The sequence below is a fragment of the Exiguobacterium sp. s39 genome, from assembly GCF_018618925.1.
GTDB classification, from domain to species: domain Bacteria; phylum Bacillota; class Bacilli; order Exiguobacteriales; family Exiguobacteriaceae; genus Exiguobacterium_A; species Exiguobacterium_A abrahamii.
Map to the genome: position 1 here is coordinate 237,160 of NZ_JACSNA010000002.1, position 16,936 is coordinate 254,095.

General features: G+C 49.0%; 15 protein-coding genes. 14 read left to right on the top strand and 1 reads right to left on the bottom strand.

The window, feature by feature from the left end:
- Positions 1–35: 35 nt before the first annotated feature.
- Positions 36–233, bottom strand: coding sequence for a hypothetical protein (locus tag KNQ11_RS12695; protein ID WP_023466956.1), 198 nt, complete (start codon positions 231–233; stop codon positions 36–38).
- 128 nt (positions 234–361) lie between these two features.
- Here KNQ11_RS12695 and KNQ11_RS12700 point away from each other — a divergent pair, with 128 nt between their 5' ends.
- From KNQ11_RS12700 to galE, 14 genes are all read left to right on the top strand, one after another.
- The gene (locus tag KNQ11_RS12700) at positions 362–805 is read left to right on the top strand and encodes a MarR family transcriptional regulator (RefSeq protein WP_029343331.1); all 444 of its coding nucleotides are present in this window, start codon (positions 362–364) and stop codon (positions 803–805) included.
- Between the two features lie 31 nt (positions 806–836).
- On the top strand, positions 837–3,503 hold the full coding sequence (locus tag KNQ11_RS12705) for an MMPL family transporter (protein ID WP_058265550.1): 2,667 nt from the start codon (positions 837–839) through the stop codon (positions 3,501–3,503).
- 84 nt (positions 3,504–3,587) lie between these two features.
- Positions 3,588–4,436: an MBL fold metallo-hydrolase gene (locus tag KNQ11_RS12710; protein WP_214772144.1), complete on the top strand. Its 849-nt coding sequence runs from the start codon at positions 3,588–3,590 to the stop codon at positions 4,434–4,436.
- A gap of 77 nt (positions 4,437–4,513) precedes the next feature.
- The gene (locus KNQ11_RS16935; RefSeq protein WP_255359383.1) at positions 4,514–4,642 is read left to right on the top strand and encodes a hypothetical protein; all 129 of its coding nucleotides are present in this window, start codon (positions 4,514–4,516) and stop codon (positions 4,640–4,642) included.
- Positions 4,643–4,749: 107 nt separating this feature from the next.
- Positions 4,750–5,454, top strand: coding sequence for a hypothetical protein (locus tag KNQ11_RS12715; protein ID WP_023466965.1), 705 nt, complete (start codon positions 4,750–4,752; stop codon positions 5,452–5,454).
- Positions 5,455–5,564: 110 nt separating this feature from the next.
- Positions 5,565–6,725 carry an ROK family transcriptional regulator gene (locus KNQ11_RS12720; protein WP_214772146.1) on the top strand — a complete coding sequence of 387 codons (1,161 nt, stop codon included), beginning with the start codon at positions 5,565–5,567 and terminating at the stop codon, positions 6,723–6,725.
- Between the two features lie 221 nt (positions 6,726–6,946).
- Positions 6,947–7,429, top strand: a complete 483-nt coding sequence (locus tag KNQ11_RS12725) for a hypothetical protein (protein WP_050678941.1) — start codon at positions 6,947–6,949, stop codon at positions 7,427–7,429.
- A gap of 29 nt (positions 7,430–7,458) precedes the next feature.
- Complete coding sequence (locus tag KNQ11_RS12730) at positions 7,459–8,769, top strand: ABC transporter substrate-binding protein (protein WP_050678942.1); 1,311 nt, start codon at positions 7,459–7,461, stop codon at positions 8,767–8,769.
- Between the two features lie 72 nt (positions 8,770–8,841).
- Positions 8,842–9,804: a carbohydrate ABC transporter permease gene (locus KNQ11_RS12735; protein ID WP_214725005.1), complete on the top strand. Its 963-nt coding sequence runs from the start codon at positions 8,842–8,844 to the stop codon at positions 9,802–9,804.
- Positions 9,805–9,817: 13 nt separating this feature from the next.
- Positions 9,818–10,603, top strand: coding sequence for a carbohydrate ABC transporter permease (locus KNQ11_RS12740; RefSeq protein ID WP_023466970.1), 786 nt, complete (start codon positions 9,818–9,820; stop codon positions 10,601–10,603).
- A gap of 25 nt (positions 10,604–10,628) precedes the next feature.
- A complete protein-coding gene (locus tag KNQ11_RS12745; protein WP_214772148.1) occupies positions 10,629–12,623 on the top strand; it encodes a beta-galactosidase in 1,995 nt (664 codons plus the stop codon).
- A gap of 14 nt (positions 12,624–12,637) precedes the next feature.
- Positions 12,638–14,761: an alpha-galactosidase gene (locus KNQ11_RS12750; protein WP_214772150.1), complete on the top strand. Its 2,124-nt coding sequence runs from the start codon at positions 12,638–12,640 to the stop codon at positions 14,759–14,761.
- The gene (locus tag KNQ11_RS12755) at positions 14,758–15,930 is read left to right on the top strand and encodes a galactokinase (RefSeq protein WP_214772151.1); all 1,173 of its coding nucleotides are present in this window, start codon (positions 14,758–14,760) and stop codon (positions 15,928–15,930) included. The genes KNQ11_RS12750 and KNQ11_RS12755 overlap by 4 nt, the downstream gene beginning before the upstream one ends.
- A complete protein-coding gene (galE, locus tag KNQ11_RS12760; protein ID WP_214772153.1) occupies positions 15,931–16,929 on the top strand; it encodes a UDP-glucose 4-epimerase GalE in 999 nt (332 codons plus the stop codon).
- Positions 16,930–16,936: the final 7 nt, after the last annotated feature.

The following is a 16,936-nucleotide window of genomic DNA, read 5'->3' on the forward strand; positions in this document are numbered from 1 at the left end:
AACAGCACACATCGGTTGATGTGTGCTGTTTTATGTCATGTTAAAAAATAATAGAAGATGCCTAATAAAATCAAAATGATCGGAAGAAAAATGAAATACATCCAAGACATGTTTTTGGCCGAAGTTTTGTGGTCATACTTTTCTTCTGCTGGTTGCTTGGCAATCCGTAACGTAAAGACAAGACCTACTAGACAGATAACTAACGCAATCCAAAACAAAGTCAACATAAGCATGCTCCTCTCTTCCTTTATCATACAGAAATTGGTCATGTTCTGCATCGGTAAGTTGTGACAGTTTAGAGTTGACAAACTTCTAGTTGAGGGGCTAAACTAACTTCATAAGTTTAGGGGGTAAACTAAAAATGAAAGACAATTTACGTGAAGCAGTCCTCCTGTTTGAAGAAGTCATGATCCACGGAACAGAACGCGTGTTGAAGTCGGTCGAAGCACCCGTTTGGCAAATGTATTCACCGGAACAACTTCATGTGTTGAAGCTCGTCGGAAAATATGGACCGATTTCGTCTGGGCGTCTCGCGGCAGTGCAGGGTGTTCACAAAAGTGCCATATCGAATCGGCTGAAAAAGTTGACGGAAAAAGGTCTCGTCATCGTCGAACGACGAGAAGACGACCACCGGACGAAGTATATCTCACTGACGGAATCAGGTCGGTTAGTGGCAACTGAAGCGGAGCAAGAAATCTATACGTATCTTGAAAATTTGATTGAAGGAAAGGTCGAGGAAGAAGAAATCATCCAGTTCATCGAAACCTTTAAGAAGATCAAAGAGATTTTGCAGTTGAACGACTAAAGACAGAATCGAAGGAAGAGGAGAATCGGATATGCGACAAATCGTCAAATGGCGTTGGGCAATTCTTGCGTTATTGCTCATTGTCACAGTAGGGTTACTGTTTACGGCACCAAACTTAGCTAAACAAGCAGAAGAAGCAGGTGCGATTCAGCTTGCAAATGATGCCGATTCACAACGGGCAGCTGATATTTTAGAAAAAGCGGGGGCAAGTGAAGAAACAATTTCTCTTGTCATTCCGCTCAAAGACAAAGTCAGCGATGCCGATCGAACATCAATCGGGCAAATCGTTCAGGATTTAGAAGCACTCGATCGTCCGGTCACGGATGTGCTCGATCCGTTTGAAAACAAGGAGACGGAAGGACAGCTCGTCTCAAAAGATAAAAAGACGGTCCTCGTACCAATCACAGTCGACGGTTCGCAAGAAGAAATCGTCAAACTGGCAAAACAAATCCGGACGGATCTCTTACCAAAGGATCAAACGATCTATCTAACGGGTGAAGCGTTAATCAACGATGACGTCAATACGAGCTCACAAGAAGGATTGAAGCGGACGGAACTGATTACCGTCGGATTGATTTTCGGACTGCTTCTGCTCGTCTTCCGTTCAGTCGTCACACCGTTCGTCCCACTCGTTGCGGTTGGGTTTACGTACCTGATCAGCCAATCACTCGTCGCCTTTTTCGTCGATTGGTTCGGCTTCCCGGTATCGAACTATACGCAAATCTTCCTTGTTGCCATCCTGTTCGGGATTGGGACGGACTATTGTATTTTGCTACTGAGCCGGTACAAGGAAGAGTTGACGGCAGGACACGACGTTGAGACAGCAATCGTCAACACGTATAAGACAGCAGGGCGTACGTTACTCATCAGTGGTCTCGCTGTTCTCGTCGGCTTCTCGGCGATTGGATTTGCGGACTTCCCGATTTTTAAATCGTCGGTCGCCGTTGCAGTCGGGATTGCCGTGCTCTTGCTCGTCTTGTTCACACTCGTCCCATTCTTCATGGCAACACTAAAAGAAAAGCTATTCTGGCCATCGAAGAAGGCGGCGAGTCACCAAGACAGTAAACTGTGGGCACAGTATGGTGGATTATCGATTCGTCGTCCGTTGCTTGCGATGATCATCGTTGCGATCATCACGGTCCCGACACTCTTTACGTATGATGATGACCTCTCGTTTAATACCGTCGATGAGATTGGTGCAAAGTATGAGACGGTCAAAGGACTCAATGCGATCTCGGATGGATTTGGTGCAGGTGAGTCGCTCCCGGTCAACGTCATCCTGAAGAGTGACGATGATTTGATTACTGAAAAAACAGTTCCTTATGCAGAACAACTCAGTCGTGAACTGGTGAAGATTGACGGAGTCAAATCGGTTCGTTCGATTTCTCGTCCGACAGGCGAAGTCATCAATGATTTCTACGTCGATCGTCAATTAAAACAAGTTGCTGATGGTATGAAGAAAGCTACCGCCGGCCTCACGGATGTTCAGTCTGGTCTGACGACGGTGGAAGATAATTTGAATGGGATTACAGGACAGCTACCAGCAGGAGACGCGGCTTCAGCAGGTGCAAGTCAGTTGCAACAAGCAGCAGACGGACTTGGGCAAATTAACCAACAGTTGACGCTCGTCGGTCAAGGTCTACAGTCGACCCAAAACATCCCACAAACCGTCGGAACGTTGAATGCTTTGTCTGGTCAATTGAGTCAAGTTCAAGCTGGCATCAGTCAAGCAGCAAGTGGTATCGCGTCTCAAGGTGCGCAAGCGGGTCAACTTGGAAGTGGGTTGACGCAACTCGCGGACGGTGTCGGTCAAGCGAACGCAGGATTGACGAAAATTGAAAGTGGTCTTGAAGACATTTCTGATCTTCTGACCGAGATGGGACAAGCGACATCGATTCGGGGGACAGGTGTGTTCGTTCCAAAAGATACGCTGTCGGATAAAGCCTTTAAACCAGCAATTGATCGTTACGCGATCGATCAACAGACGGGATTGAAGTTCGAAGTCATCCTCGAAGATGATCCGTATTCTCCGGAAGCGATTCAAACTGTCGCTGCAATCAAAGAGACGACAGCGAAGACAATCAAAGGTACACCGTTTGAAGACAGCAGTGTTGCATACGGTGGTATCTCAAGCGTCAACAGTGATTTAAACGATACGTCGAAAGCCGATTTCAAACGAACAGTGACGGTCATGCTGATCAGTCTCTTCGTGATTCTAGCAATCATGTTCCGTTCGTTGATCATGCCGTTGTTCATGATCGGTTCGTTATTGCTGACGTATTATACGTCGATGTCGATCGCAGAGCTGATCTTCGTCAACGGACTCGGATATGACGGTATCAGTTGGGCCGTTCCGTTCTTCGGATTCGTTATGTTGATTGCCCTTGGTATCGACTACTCGATTTTCCTACTCGACCGTTTCCGGGAAGAGACGATCAAGGGACTCGATACGAAGGAAGCGATGTTCCTGTCGATGAAAAAGATGGGGTCTGTCATCATCACGGCAGCGATCATCCTCGCAGGAACCTTCGGAGCGATGATGCCGTCTGGTGTCTTGAGTCTCGTTCAAATCGCGACGATCGTCATCACAGGTCTACTCTTGTATGGTTTGATCGTCTTACCACTCTTGATTCCAGCGATCACGGTATCGTTTGGCAAAGGGGTCTGGTGGCCGTTTCGACCAAACGCTAAAAAATAATAACTAACCAGACCGGGTTCGTCTTCTAGATGAACCCGGTTTTGTCATGACGTATACTAAAAGCAGATGATAAGGAGGTAGAGCATGCAACACTTCAAACAACTAACTTCACGGATTTGGTATCAGACACCGGTCAGCGAGACGGACCGCCCGATTCTCGCCGTCGTACGTGGGGAAAATCATCAATTGATGATCGATGCGGGAAACTCGTCAGTTCATGCAGCACTATTCTTAGAAGAAATGAAGAAACACAATCTTGGATCACCTGATTTATTGGCATTGACCCACTGGCACTGGGATCATATTTTTGGGATGAAACATCTCGGTCTGCCGTCAATCGCGACCAAGCAAACGATCGAACGAATGAAGGAGATGCAACCATACGCTTGGACAGATGGAGCGTTACAAGAACGAATGGATCAAGGCATCGAGATTCCGTTTTGTGCGGACGCGATCAAGCTCGAGTTCGGTTCGACACGTGATATCGAAGTCGTTTTACCGACGATCGGCTTTGAAGGAAAACTGGATCTTGATTTGGGCGGGGTACACTGTCAGTTGATTGAAGTCGAAAACGATCATTCCCCGGGAAGTCTACTCGTCTACATTCCGGAAGAACGTGTCGTGTTCTTAGGCGACGCGATGTATGCCGATATCTTTTCACCGAAGTGGAATTATACGGTCGAACGGACGACGCGTTTACTAACGACACTCGATCGTTTAGATGCCGACTATTATATCTGGTCGCATGGAGAAGCGATGCCGAAGTCAGAATTTGAAAAAGAGGTTCAGATATTGCGTCGAGCCATTCGCGTAACGGAAGCGACCGGAGGACGACTGAAAGATATGCGGACTTTGTATGCCGAAGAGACAGAACGGTCGTTGACAGAAGATGAGACCGAAACATTGATTTATTTTGCAAATGGAATGAAATGACAGGTCATAACAAGGGATTGGATACGAGACGTCGAAAAAGAGAAGTACTACGAGCTTGTTAAAGGGAGCGGTACTATATGACGAAGCAAAGATTCGAACGAGATGAAACCGTCGATCGCGTCTTTTTTGGGAAAACGGGCATCTTCTCATTTTTAATCATCGTCGGAGGCATTCTATATCTACTATATGATTTGTACCTACAATGACCGGGACGCATGCGTTCCGGTTTTTTGAATTCAGGGGAGTGCACAAAAACCAGATATTGGGTAATAACTTGCGTGAGGCTGTTCGAGAAGGTGAGAGGAGATGTCGGATGAAACGAATTCAAATTGCGGATTTTGATCGACGCATGCCATCGATTGAACTGGTCGAAAAGGATGATCACTATGAAGCGATGCTTGTTCCGAGTTATGACCATACGTATCCTTCGACACAAATCCGGACGATCCGCTTAGCGGATATCTCCGTCAATCTGATTGTGACTCCGCAAGAAACACTGCTTGTTTCTGCGCTTTTTCATAAACCGGTTCAAGTGACGGATATTGTGTCCTGGATGCAGCTGTATACGATTAGTTTTGCCCAGTCGGATGAGACTGGTTATTTCGTCGAACAAGCAGATGAAATTTTAGAAGTCGTCTTGTATCAGAAACATCCGATCGTCATCGCGACACGTGGTCAGGATCGATTGTATTACGATACGACGGGTGCGATCGAGGTCCGACGGGCAATGAATGAATCGGTCGGCGAGCGTCCGTTGCTTTATTTGAATGGGGAAGCCTGGTACGGTGTGCCACGTCTGACGTTTAATCGCATGAAGGATGAGTTGCACGTCAACGGCACATTTTTATATGCGGACTATATGGATGCACACCACGGAAAAATCGGTTTCTTTCGCGAGAATGATCCGTCTCAACCGATCGTTTTGCTGGTCGGTCAAGCCATCGTCGAAATCGAACTGACCGAGAATCCGGACGGTTCACGTGTCTTGATCTTGGAACAACCATATGACGAAGCATGAAAGTGCACAAAAACCGTTCAGCAGATGAACGGTTTTTGTGTGAGACCGTGAAATCCCTTACAAAATATGCGAAGATAGTAAAGAGACAGACTAAAGGGGTTGAGGGGGACATGGCGAAAGAAACACCGCGTAATTCTAAATGGATGCGTTCTTATAATCGAGCACTCGTCTTGCGGCTGATCCGGATGCATCAACCGATTTCGCGGGTCGAGTTAGCACAACGGACGAACTTGACGAAGCCGACGGTATCAAACATCGTCAGTGAATTGATTGCAGAACAACTCGTGACGGAGCGAGAGCTTGGGGTATCAAATGGGGGACGAAAACCGATCATGCTCGAACTCGTCGCAACAGAGCAGTACGTCATCGGCATCGATGCAACAAGTCACCAATTCATCGGTGTCGTTGCGGATTTAAGTGGGAACACGATTCATGAGTCCGAAGCCGTGGGACGCTTTGAGACGAATGAAGAACTGATTGAAGCAATCGGTCGCTTATGCGAAATCTTGATTGCACAGACAGAAGGACGGGGAACGATTCACGGAATCGGGATCTCCGTCCACGGGATGGTCAATCCGGAGACAGGTGTCATTCTTTTTGCTCCACGATTCCATCTGCATGACGTTGAGTTGAAGGTACAACTCGAAGCACGTTTTGACTATCCTGTCTTCATCGAAAATGATGTCCGGGCACTCGCTTCGTTTGAGTTATTGTTCGGTGAAGGCGTCGGGGTCGAACAATTCTTCTATCTCTATGCTGGGGAAGGGATCGGGGGTGCTTATGTGCTCGACGGACAGCTTGTCGACGGACAACATCATATTACGGGAGAGGTCGGACATATGCGCCTTGATCTCGATGGTCCGATTTGCTCGTGTGGGAACCGAGGATGTCTTGAAGCGTTGGCAGGCGAAAAAGCATTGTTACGGGATTATGCTGTCGTTGATCCACAAGTCTCGACGCTTGCTGATTTGCGCAAGCGGCTGAACGAGGGAGACGAGCAGGCGGTTCGTGCGTATGAACGGGCGGGGGAATATATCGGAATCGGGGTCTTGAATACGATTCATCTTTTGAATCCACGCCGGATTTTACTTGGGGGACCGATGTTCGAGCTCGCACCTACGATCGTTGATCAAATCAAGGAACGGGTCGAGCACACGGCGTTGACCGCTGCTTCACGTGAAACCGATGTCAAGATGGTCCCGTGGGGTGAAAAACAGGGAGCGCTCAGTGCTGCGGCCCTTGCAACGAACAGTTTATTTCAAACGATTTAATGAGCCGATTCCGTGTCTTGCGAACCAGCAGGAGATGGAATCGGTTTTGTTATTCAAAAATAATTTAATGAAACCGTTTACAAATGAAAAAGTGATGTGCTATAGTCGATGTAAAGTTAGATAATAAATTTAATTTACTAAGTTCATGGTCAACTAAGTGGAGGTGGATGCAGGTTAGCAGGGGCTAATCAAGCTGAAGCAGGAAAGGGAGGCATCGCGCAATGGAACCATACGATCCATGGGTTTCGTACCGTGAAGCTTTCGGGCGTTACGGAGCAATCCGCGGTTTTTATTTTCATCGGTCGACGCAACAGATGACAGAACAGGGTCCAGGCGATGTCCCGACAGACGAGCAGGATATTGTGCTCGTCCGACCACGACGTGACGGTGTGTTTCAATTCCGGATGTCATCGGTACAAGGGGTCCTGACGATCCGTTCATCCGAGCTACACATTCGAAAAAATGAGAGCGGATACATTGAATTACGCGCACTCATGCAACACATGCGCTCTGCCGGTTGTTTGACGCTCGGTGGGGAGTTATATCTCTTCGTCCGACCGGACGTCGATACGCTGGCGTACCGTCTTCGATTGATTGCCCGCGTATTGATTCAGCTACAGGGAATGCCGATTCAGACGAAAGTGATCGAAGAATGGTGCAAACAAGCACAAATTGAAGGGGAACACGCTAGACGATACGCTTGACTACTTACACATAAAAGGGGAGCTCTTACATGAAATTCAAAAAAACGAAACTCGTTGCTGCAGCATCTGTCCTGACATTATCCGCATTCCTTGCTGCTTGTGGTGGAGAAGATGAGCAACAAACGAAAACGAAAGACGGTAAGACGATCGTCACATGGTGGGGCTGGGCGCCACAACCTGAAGCGGGGAAAGCAGTCGTTGATGCGTTCAACGAATCGCAAGACAAATACGTCGTTCAATTCAAACGCTACAGTGAAGACTATGAAAAACAATTACAAGTCGCGATGTTGTCAGGTAAGGGTCCAGACATCATCGGTCTAAAAGAACCGATGATCCAACAGTACAAGGATCGTGTCGTACCGGTTGATTCGTACATGGATAAAGCAGCCGGCAAAGGCTGGAAAGATAAGTTCGTCGAGCTTGGAATTGAACAGACGACACTCGACGGTAAACAATACGCGGTCCCAATCGGTTTCACAGGTCAAGCGTACTTGATGTACAACAAGACGATGCTCGACAAATATGGCGTGACACCACCGAAGAACTACAAAGAAACAGTCAGCGCAGTCAAGAAGATCAAAGACTCAGGCGATAAAGTCATCCCACTCATGCTCGGAGCAAAAGATGCGTGGATCGATATCGACGTCTACAACGTCCTCAGTCACCAAGTGGCGCCAGGTTACATCCAAAAAGTTCTTTCGGGTGAAGCGAAGTGGACAGACGACGAGATGGTCAAAACAGCACAAATCTGGCAAGACCTCTTTAAAGATAAAGTCTTCCAAGAAGGTGCACTTGGTCTAGCGACATACAATGACGGGATGAACCAGTTCTTCGATAAAAAAGCAGCGATGTGGGTCATCGGTTCATGGGAAGCGCACTCGATGACGACGAAAGAGAAAAAAGAAAAATGGAAAATCGATGATGAGCTCGGATTCGTTCCACTCCCGAACTTAGCAGGCGGAACAGAGCAACCCGTCATCGCATCGATCGACATGGCACTTGGTGTCAACAAAGAGTCAAAACAACAAGAAGGTGCAGCGGAGTTCATCGCCTTCATGAGCCAAGGAAAAGGACAAGAAGTCTACATGGGTGAGTTCGAGATGGCACCTGGCATCAAGGACGTCAAAGTCGATTCAGATGCTGCCTTCACATCTGAAGGTGAAAAAGAGTCGTACAAGATGTTGAACGACACATTAGCAAAAGCGGTTGCTAGCCGTGGTATCCGGGATACAAAATTAAACGATATCCTCGGTAAGGAACTTCAAAACATCGCGACAGGACAAGATCCGAAAGAAGCATTACAACGCGTTCAAGACGCAGCGGATCAATCAGCGAAATAAGACTCGACAGTGAAGTGGTACGCCTGCGTGCCACTTCCTGATTTTTGGACTTGAGGAAAGTGGGGAATCCATATGCAGACAGAGCGACAGGAATTGCCGATTAAACCAAAAGCAGAACCGCTCCAGCCGGTAGCGACACGTACGCCTGCGCCAAAGAAGAAAAAGAACATGAAGCGGAACATGGTCGGATGGGCTTTCGTTGCCCCGATCGTCTTGTTCGTTGTCAGCTTCATCTATTATGGGATCTTCTATAACGCCTATAACTCGTTCTTCTCGTGGGATGGAATCTCGTTTGACAAAGCGTTCGTCGGACTCGACAACTATGCTGAGATGTTCCAAGATCCAGACTTCTATCTCTCGCTGAAGAATACGTTCATCTTCACGATTTTAACAGTCACGATCCAAGCCGGTATCGGTCTTGTCTTGGCGTACTTCCTGCATACACCGGGACCAATGCGGACGGCAATGAAGTCAGTCTTCTTCTTCCCGGTCGTCTTGAGCCCTGTTGTACTCGGTGCGGCATTCTCACAAATCTATGATTTCCAGTTTGGTTACATCAATGAGTTCCTCCGTGCAATTGGTCTCGGTAGCCTCGAACAGAACTGGCTCGGTGACCCGGATATCGCGCTTTATTCCGTCATTGCAATCAACATCTTCCAGTGGACGGGTTCTTCAATGGTCATGTACTACATGGCGATGTTGACGATTGAGAAGGAAATCTTCGAAGCAGCAAAAATCGATGGAGCTGGATTCTTCCGGACACTGTGGAGCATCGTCTTCCCGAACTTGAAAGGAACGACGTTCACACTTTCGATCCTCGGTGTCATCGGTGGTCTGAAGACGTTTGACTTAGTCTGGATCACGACAGCCGGCGGACCAGGATCGTCGACGGAGTTCATTTCGACTTATCTATTCCGGAAATCGATGTTGCAACAGGAAGTCGGTTACTCGAGTGCTGTTGCCATCATCCTGTTGACGATTGCCTTGCTCATCACGTACTTCCAATTGCGCGTACAAAAGAAAATGGATAACTAAGGAGGAACGACCCATGGATGTAGAATCTAAAAAAAGCCGCTGGATGATCAACCTTGTATTGGTACTGGCATCAATCGTCTGGTTATTCCCGATTTTCGTCATGTTCAAAGAGAGTCTCCGAATCAATGGATTCGACAACTATATCGCGACATTACAAAACCCGAACTTCCCAACGTTCGTCTTCAACAGTTTCTTCGTTGCCTTCTTCATGATCATCATCTCGATCACGATTCTGGCATTCGCGGCGTTCGCCTTCTCGAAACTTGAGTTTGCTGGAAAACGCCTTTTGTTCAACATGGTCTTAGCAGGTCTGATGTTACCCGTCGCTTCGATGATCGTTCCATTGTTCTTCACGCTCCGTTCGTTTGACGGACTGAACAACCACTGGGGACTGATCGGAGCGGAAGTCGCATTCTTCTTACCATTCGGTCTGATGCTCATCAAAGGGTACTTCGATGAACTACCAAACGAACTGATGGAAGCGGCGTATATCGATGGGGCGACGATTCTTGAAGTCTTCTTCAAAGTCATGCTACCACTCGCAAAACCAGCGCTCGCAACAGCTTTAATCTATGCGTTCCTTAACTCATGGAACGAATACTTGATGGTTCTTACGTTCATGACGGATCCTGCCTATCAGACAGTGACGATGGCACCAAGTTTCTTCAAAGATGCGCTCGGTGGGGATCCAGGAAAAATCTACGCGTCACTTGTTTTGATCAGTTTACCGACGATGATCTTCTATATATTCTTCCAACGTTTCTTCCAAAAAGGAATGACGGCGGGTGCAGTAAAATAATTGTTTTTGCGTAAGGGGGAGCACAATGTATTTAGGAGTCGATTATTATCCAGAACAAACACCACGAGCACTATGGGAGGAAGACTTCCGACTGATGAAGGAACTTGGCGTCAACGTCGTTCGTCTCGCGGAATTCGCTTGGTCAATGATGGAGCCGGAAGAAGGCGTCTATGACTTCAGCTTTTGGGATGACGTCATCGAACGCTTGAGTGCGGAAGGATTCGATATCGTACTCGGAACACCTACTGCGACACCACCGGCTTGGTTATGTACGAAGTATCCAGAAATCTTACCGGTCGATGAGAATGGTGTGACGATCAGCTTTGGTGCTCGTCGCCATTATACGGTCCACAGCGAAACGTACCAGCGTCTATCCGTCAAGATCACGGAAGAGATGGCGAAACGCTACGGCCAACATCCTCGTGTCATCGGGTGGCAAACGGATAATGAATACGGGCATGAGAAATCGGATCGTTCTTACGGCGATGTCGACCGCGCTGCTTTTCAGCGTTGGCTAGCGAACCGTTACGGAACGCTCGATGCCTTGAACGAAACATGGGGAACCGTCTTCTGGAGTCAGACGTACACGGCGTGGGAGCAAATCCCGGTACCGCGTAAAGTCTATCAGGAACACAACCCATCCTTGCTCGTCGACTTCGATCGCTTCTGTGCCGACGGCTATACGTACTACAACAAATTACAAGTTGATGTCTTACGTCGCTACATTCCAGAGCACGTCTTCATCACGCACAATCTGGTCTACAGTGACATGGCGGTCAATCAACAACAAATGGCGCAAGACCTCGATTACGTGGCGTTCGATAACTACCCAGTCTGGGGTGGACTACCGGAGCCGAACCGGTTCGAGAAGATGGCGAGTGATCACGATCTGTGCCGTTCTTCGAAGCAAGGAAAAGGGTTCTGGGTCATGGAACAGTTGAGTGGCGCACAAGGCTGGAGCAAAATCGGTTACTTGCCACGACCAGGACATATTCGCCTCTGGACGTACCAAGCGGTCGCGCGGGGAGCGGAAGCAATCGTCTACTTCCGCTTCCGGGCTGCTCATTTCGGAACAGAGGAGTTCTGTCACGGCATCATCGATCATGACGGCAAACCGAAGCGGAAATTCGAAGAAGTCAAACAGATCATGACGGAACTGAATACGTACGGCGATGAGATTAACGCGAGCCGTTACGACGCGAAGGTCGGTGTCTATTTCGATCAAGAAAACGTCTGGGCGTGGACACACCAGCCACACAGTGATGCGTTTGATTTCCGGACGGAGTTCGTCCGCTTCTATGGTGGAGCGGTTCGTCAACAAGTCGCAACCGACATCGTCTTCCCGGGTGATGATCTCTCTCGTTACAAACTGATCATCGTTCCACTCTATTTCTTAACGAATCCAACGTTCGATGATGCCTTGATCGCGTACATGGAACAAGGCGGTCACGTCATCTTCACGTACCGGACAGGCGTCAAGGATGCACGGAACCATGTCGTACCGACGACGTTACCAGGTAAGTTCGCGCCGTATGCGGGCATCGAGATCGACGAATACGAGTCACTCCAATCCGTTCAGCAACATCAGGTGACAGGCATCGGCGAGATGGCAGGACAATCCTCAACAGCCCGCCTCTGGTGTGACCTCATTACACCAACGACAGCAGAGACGCTCGCTGTCTATAAAGATACGTTCTACGAGGGTGTAGCGGCTGTGACGCGCAATGCCTATAAAGGAATGATTACCTACATCGGCTCATCGATTGATGACGCGATGATCGATACGATTTACCGTCAAGCGTTCACTGAGGCCGGCATCGAGATGATCGAGGCGCCGGATCAAGTCGAAATCGTGCGTCGTCACGGCGAAAAACGTGATTTCCTCTTCTTGATGAACCATGACACGAAAGAAACGCGGGACGTCACGTTAGACGGAACATACAAAGCATTGACAAAAGATGAGACATATCGTGGAACGGTCCAGCTCGCACCACTTGAGACACTGATTCTGACGACGTAAGGAGGAAGAGAACCATGGCAATCTTTGAAGTAGCAGGACGTCGTTTCGTCATCGAAGGGAAACGGGTCGCTCACGTCGTCACGATTGGTGCGAACGGTAAGCTGATTCACACGTATTTCGGTGCCAAGTTACCATATCGAGATGATTATGAAGCATTACCGAGTCCGATCGTCGCACACAGTTCATTTGAATCACCAGATGGCGTCGCGACGTACGATTTCGTACCATTCGGCGAGATGTTGTACACGGAGCCAACTTTGAAATCGGAACGAGAGGACGGACAACGGATTCACCAGTTCCAGTTTGAACGCTCCGAGCAGACCGAAACGAAATTGACGCTCTGGCTGTTTGATCCCTTGCAGGAGATGCGTGTCGGAGTGCAGTACGAAGTGTTCGCTGATTATGACATCATCGGTCGTTCGATCGTCGTCGAAAACACAGGCCGATTACCTGTTCGTTTGACAGCAGTCCAGTCCTTCACGATGGGACGCTGGCATCAACCGCATTTAAAACTGCATCATTTCGCTGGGATGTGGACAGGTGAGTTCAAGAAACAGATCACACCAGTGACACCAGGGCGCCAGACGATTGAAAGTCGACGTGGGGTGACGAGTCACCAAGCGAATCCTTGGTTCGCACTTGAACAGGATGCGACAGAAGACAGCGGTGAAGTCGTCTACGGACATTTTGCTTATTCCGGCAACTGGGCGATTCACGTCGAACAAGATGCGTTCGGTTTTGTCCAACTATCAGGTGGCATGAATCCGTTTGACTTCAGTTGGAAACTATCACATCAACAACAGTTGACGACACCAACGTTCTACATCGGCTATGCGGACGGTTTCGCGGATATGAGCGCTCATGCGCATGCGTTCCAGCGTGACGTCATCATGCCACGTGCGACCGATCGTCCTGTTCTTTATAACTCATGGGAAGCGACGTATTTCGATGTCACGGAATCTGGTCAACGTGAACTCGTTGATCTGGCAGCAGGAATCGGTTGTGAGCTGTTCGTCGTCGATGACGGTTGGTTCGGTGAACGCCATTCCGATCAAGCGGGACTCGGGGACTGGCACGTTAATCGGGAAAAATTCCCGAACGGTCTAGAGCCTTTGATCTCGTATGTGAAACAACAAGGGTTACAATTCGGTCTGTGGGTCGAACCGGAGATGGTCAATCCGGATTCTGATCTATACCGGGCGCATCCAGACTGGATTTACCATGCGCGCGATGCAGTCCGGACGACGTCACGGAATCAATACGTCTTGAATCTTGGATTACCAGAAGTCGAGCAGTTCATTCTCGAGATGATGGATGATTTGCTGACGCGTCATGCGATCGACTACATCAAATGGGATATGAACCGTGCCTTCTCGGAACCAGGCGTTCCAAAAGACCAGACGGATCGACAGCAAGAACTGTGGAAACGTCACGTCGATGCATTGTACCGGATCTTTGATGAATTGCGTCGCTTGCATCCGACGGTCGACTTCGAAGCCTGTGCCGGTGGTGGCGGACGGATCGACCTTGGAATCCTCTCACGGACAGAACAAGTCTGGACGAGTGATAACACCGATCCACTCGATCGCTTACAAATTCAGCATGACTTCTCGTATGCCTACAATGCGAAAATGATGAGTTGCTGGGTGACGGACGGACCGAACTGGTTAAATGGACGCAACGTACCACTTGCGACACGCTTCGTCTCCTCGATGCAAGGCACACTCGGCATCGGTGGTAACTTAAGCGAGTGGTCAACGGGTGAACTTGCGGAAGCAAAAGGCTGGATCGAGACATATCAAGCGATTCGTCCGACGATCCAACGCGGCATCCAGTATCGCCTATCTGCTTTTACACAACAGACGCCAAGCGTCATGCAGTATACATCAGAAGAAGAAATAGTTTTGCTTGCGATCGCGCCACTTCGACAATACGGAACACACCAGTATCACTTCAAGCTAAAAGGACTCGAGCCAGCAATGCGTTATCAAGTCGAGGACCGGACGTTAAGCGGCGCTTACTTGATGCAGCAAGGCTTGACGTTCTCATACACGACGGACTATGAAGCCCGCTGCTTGCGGATTCAGCCAGTCCACCGTGCGCTCTCACTACTCGAATCAAAGGAGACGATCGTATGACAGACCAGACGTTAGAAGAACAATTTGAACAGCGGTTTGGCTCACCGTCGACGCATCGCTTCTTTGCACCAGGACGGATCAATTTAATCGGCGAGCATACGGATTACAATGGTGGTCACGTCTTTCCGTGCGCGTTGACGTTCGGTACACATGCGATCGCACGAAAACGAGACGATCAACGCTTCCGCTTCTACTCGTTGAATTTCGAGCAGGATGGCATCATCGAAGTCACGCTCGACGAACTCGCGTATGACGCGATGCACAGTTGGGCGAACTATGCGAAGGGTATGATTACAGTCTTACAGGAAGCAGGGTACCGAATCGATTCAGGATGTGACATCCTGATTCAAGGTGACATCCCGAATGGAGCTGGTCTTTCATCATCGGCTTCGCTTGAACTCGTCATCGGTGTCTTGCTCGATCGATTATATGGATTAGAGATTCCACGTCTTGATCTCGTCCGGTTCGGTCAACAAGTCGAAAACCGTTATATTGGCGTCAACAGTGGTATCATGGATCAGTTTGCGATCGGCATGGGAAAAGCGGGAGCGGGATTGTTGCTCGATTGTGAGACGCTCGATTATACGTATGCTCCACTCGATTTGACAGGGTATACGATCATCATCATGAATACGAACAAACGCCGTGAACTGGCGGATTCGAAATACAATGAACGCCGGGCGGAATGTGAGGCAGCACTCGCTTATCTCAATCAATTCACGCCACGGGAAGCACTCGGACAATGGACGACGTCAGAATTTGCAAAAGTCGCATGGGAAGACGAACGTTTGATGCGTCGCGCACGCCATGCGATTTCAGAGAATGAACGAACGCTTCAGGCACTAGCAGCACTTGAAGCGGGAGAACTGACGACGTTCGGTCAGTTGATGAACGCGTCACACGTCTCGTTACGGGAAGATTATGAAGTGACAGGGATTGAACTCGATACACTCGTCGAAGCGGCTTGGGAACAACCGGGCGTGCTCGGCGCACGGATGACAGGTGCTGGTTTTGGTGGCTGTGCGATTGCGATCGTTGAAGACGAGGCAGTCGACGCCTTCAAACAAGCTGTCGGCGAACATTATGAAGCACGGATCGGATACCCGGCGACGTTCTATACGGCGACGGTCGGTAACGGAGCACGTGAAATCGAACGGGAGGTCATCTAAATGGCAACGTTAGTCGTAGGTGGAGCTGGTTATATCGGCTCCCATGCCGTCTATCAATTGATTGATGCCGGAAAGGATGTCGTCGTCATCGACCATCTGCAATCCGGACACCGTGAAGCGGTTCATCCGCAAGCACGTTTATATGAAGGAGATATTCGCGATCGTGCTTTTCTCGATCGCGTCTTTACGGAAGAGACGATTGAACAAGTCGTTCATTTCGCTGCTTTTTCACTCGTCGGCGAGTCGATGACGGAACCATTACGTTACTTTGATAACAACGTTTACGGGACACAAGTGTTGCTTGAAGCGATGATCGCGCACGACATCAAACAGATCGTCTTCTCTTCGACGGCAGCGACATACGGTGAACAGGAACAGATGCCGATTCTCGAGACAGCGGAAACGCGTCCGACGAATGCATATGGCGAGACGAAGTTGATGATGGAGAAGATGATGCGATGGTCTGAACAAGCATATGGTTTACGTTACGTCGCGTTACGTTACTTCAATGTCGCCGGTGCACGAGCAACAGGTGAGATCGGAGAAGACCATACACCGGAAACACATTTGATTCCGCTCGTCCTTGAAGTCGCCAACCGACAACGGGCAGAAATTTCGATCTATGGCGATGATTATCCAACGCCGGATGGCACGTGCATTCGCGATTACATCCATGTTGAAGACTTGATCGATGCCCATGTACGCGCACTCGATTATTTAGCGGACGGCAACGACAGCACAGTCTTTAACCTCGGTTCAAGCCAAGGGTTTTCCGTGCGAGAAATCATCGAAGCAGCCCGCCGCGTGACGGGACATCCGATTCCAGAACGCATCATTGAACGTCGTGCAGGGGATCCGAGTATCTTGATCGCCGGATCCGCCAAAGCAAAGGAAGTTCTCGGCTGGACACCACAACGCACCGACATCGAAACGATCATCCGTGATGCTTGGAATTGGCATGCGCACAATCCAGAAGGGTACCGGACGAGCGTTCGTTAAAGAGAGA

Coding starts and splice junctions, on each gene's coding strand:
- KNQ11_RS12700 (WP_029343331.1), top strand. CDS start 362: ATGAAAGACAATTTACGTGAAGCAGTCCTCCTGTTTGAAGAAGTCATG.
- KNQ11_RS12740 (WP_023466970.1), top strand. CDS start 9,818: ATGGATGTAGAATCTAAAAAAAGCCGCTGGATGATCAACCTTGTATTG.
- KNQ11_RS12710 (WP_214772144.1), top strand. CDS start 3,588: ATGCAACACTTCAAACAACTAACTTCACGGATTTGGTATCAGACACCG.
- KNQ11_RS12730 (WP_050678942.1), top strand. CDS start 7,459: ATGAAATTCAAAAAAACGAAACTCGTTGCTGCAGCATCTGTCCTGACA.
- KNQ11_RS12705 (WP_058265550.1), top strand. CDS start 837: ATGCGACAAATCGTCAAATGGCGTTGGGCAATTCTTGCGTTATTGCTC.
- KNQ11_RS12695 (WP_023466956.1), bottom strand. CDS start 233: ATGCTTATGTTGACTTTGTTTTGGATTGCGTTAGTTATCTGTCTAGTA.
- KNQ11_RS12725 (WP_050678941.1), top strand. CDS start 6,947: ATGGAACCATACGATCCATGGGTTTCGTACCGTGAAGCTTTCGGGCGT.
- galE (WP_214772153.1), top strand. CDS start 15,931: ATGGCAACGTTAGTCGTAGGTGGAGCTGGTTATATCGGCTCCCATGCC.
- KNQ11_RS12720 (WP_214772146.1), top strand. CDS start 5,565: ATGGCGAAAGAAACACCGCGTAATTCTAAATGGATGCGTTCTTATAAT.
- KNQ11_RS16935 (WP_255359383.1), top strand. CDS start 4,514: ATGACGAAGCAAAGATTCGAACGAGATGAAACCGTCGATCGCGTCTTT.
- KNQ11_RS12715 (WP_023466965.1), top strand. CDS start 4,750: ATGAAACGAATTCAAATTGCGGATTTTGATCGACGCATGCCATCGATT.
- KNQ11_RS12755 (WP_214772151.1), top strand. CDS start 14,758: ATGACAGACCAGACGTTAGAAGAACAATTTGAACAGCGGTTTGGCTCA.
- KNQ11_RS12745 (WP_214772148.1), top strand. CDS start 10,629: ATGTATTTAGGAGTCGATTATTATCCAGAACAAACACCACGAGCACTA.
- KNQ11_RS12735 (WP_214725005.1), top strand. CDS start 8,842: ATGCAGACAGAGCGACAGGAATTGCCGATTAAACCAAAAGCAGAACCG.
- KNQ11_RS12750 (WP_214772150.1), top strand. CDS start 12,638: ATGGCAATCTTTGAAGTAGCAGGACGTCGTTTCGTCATCGAAGGGAAA.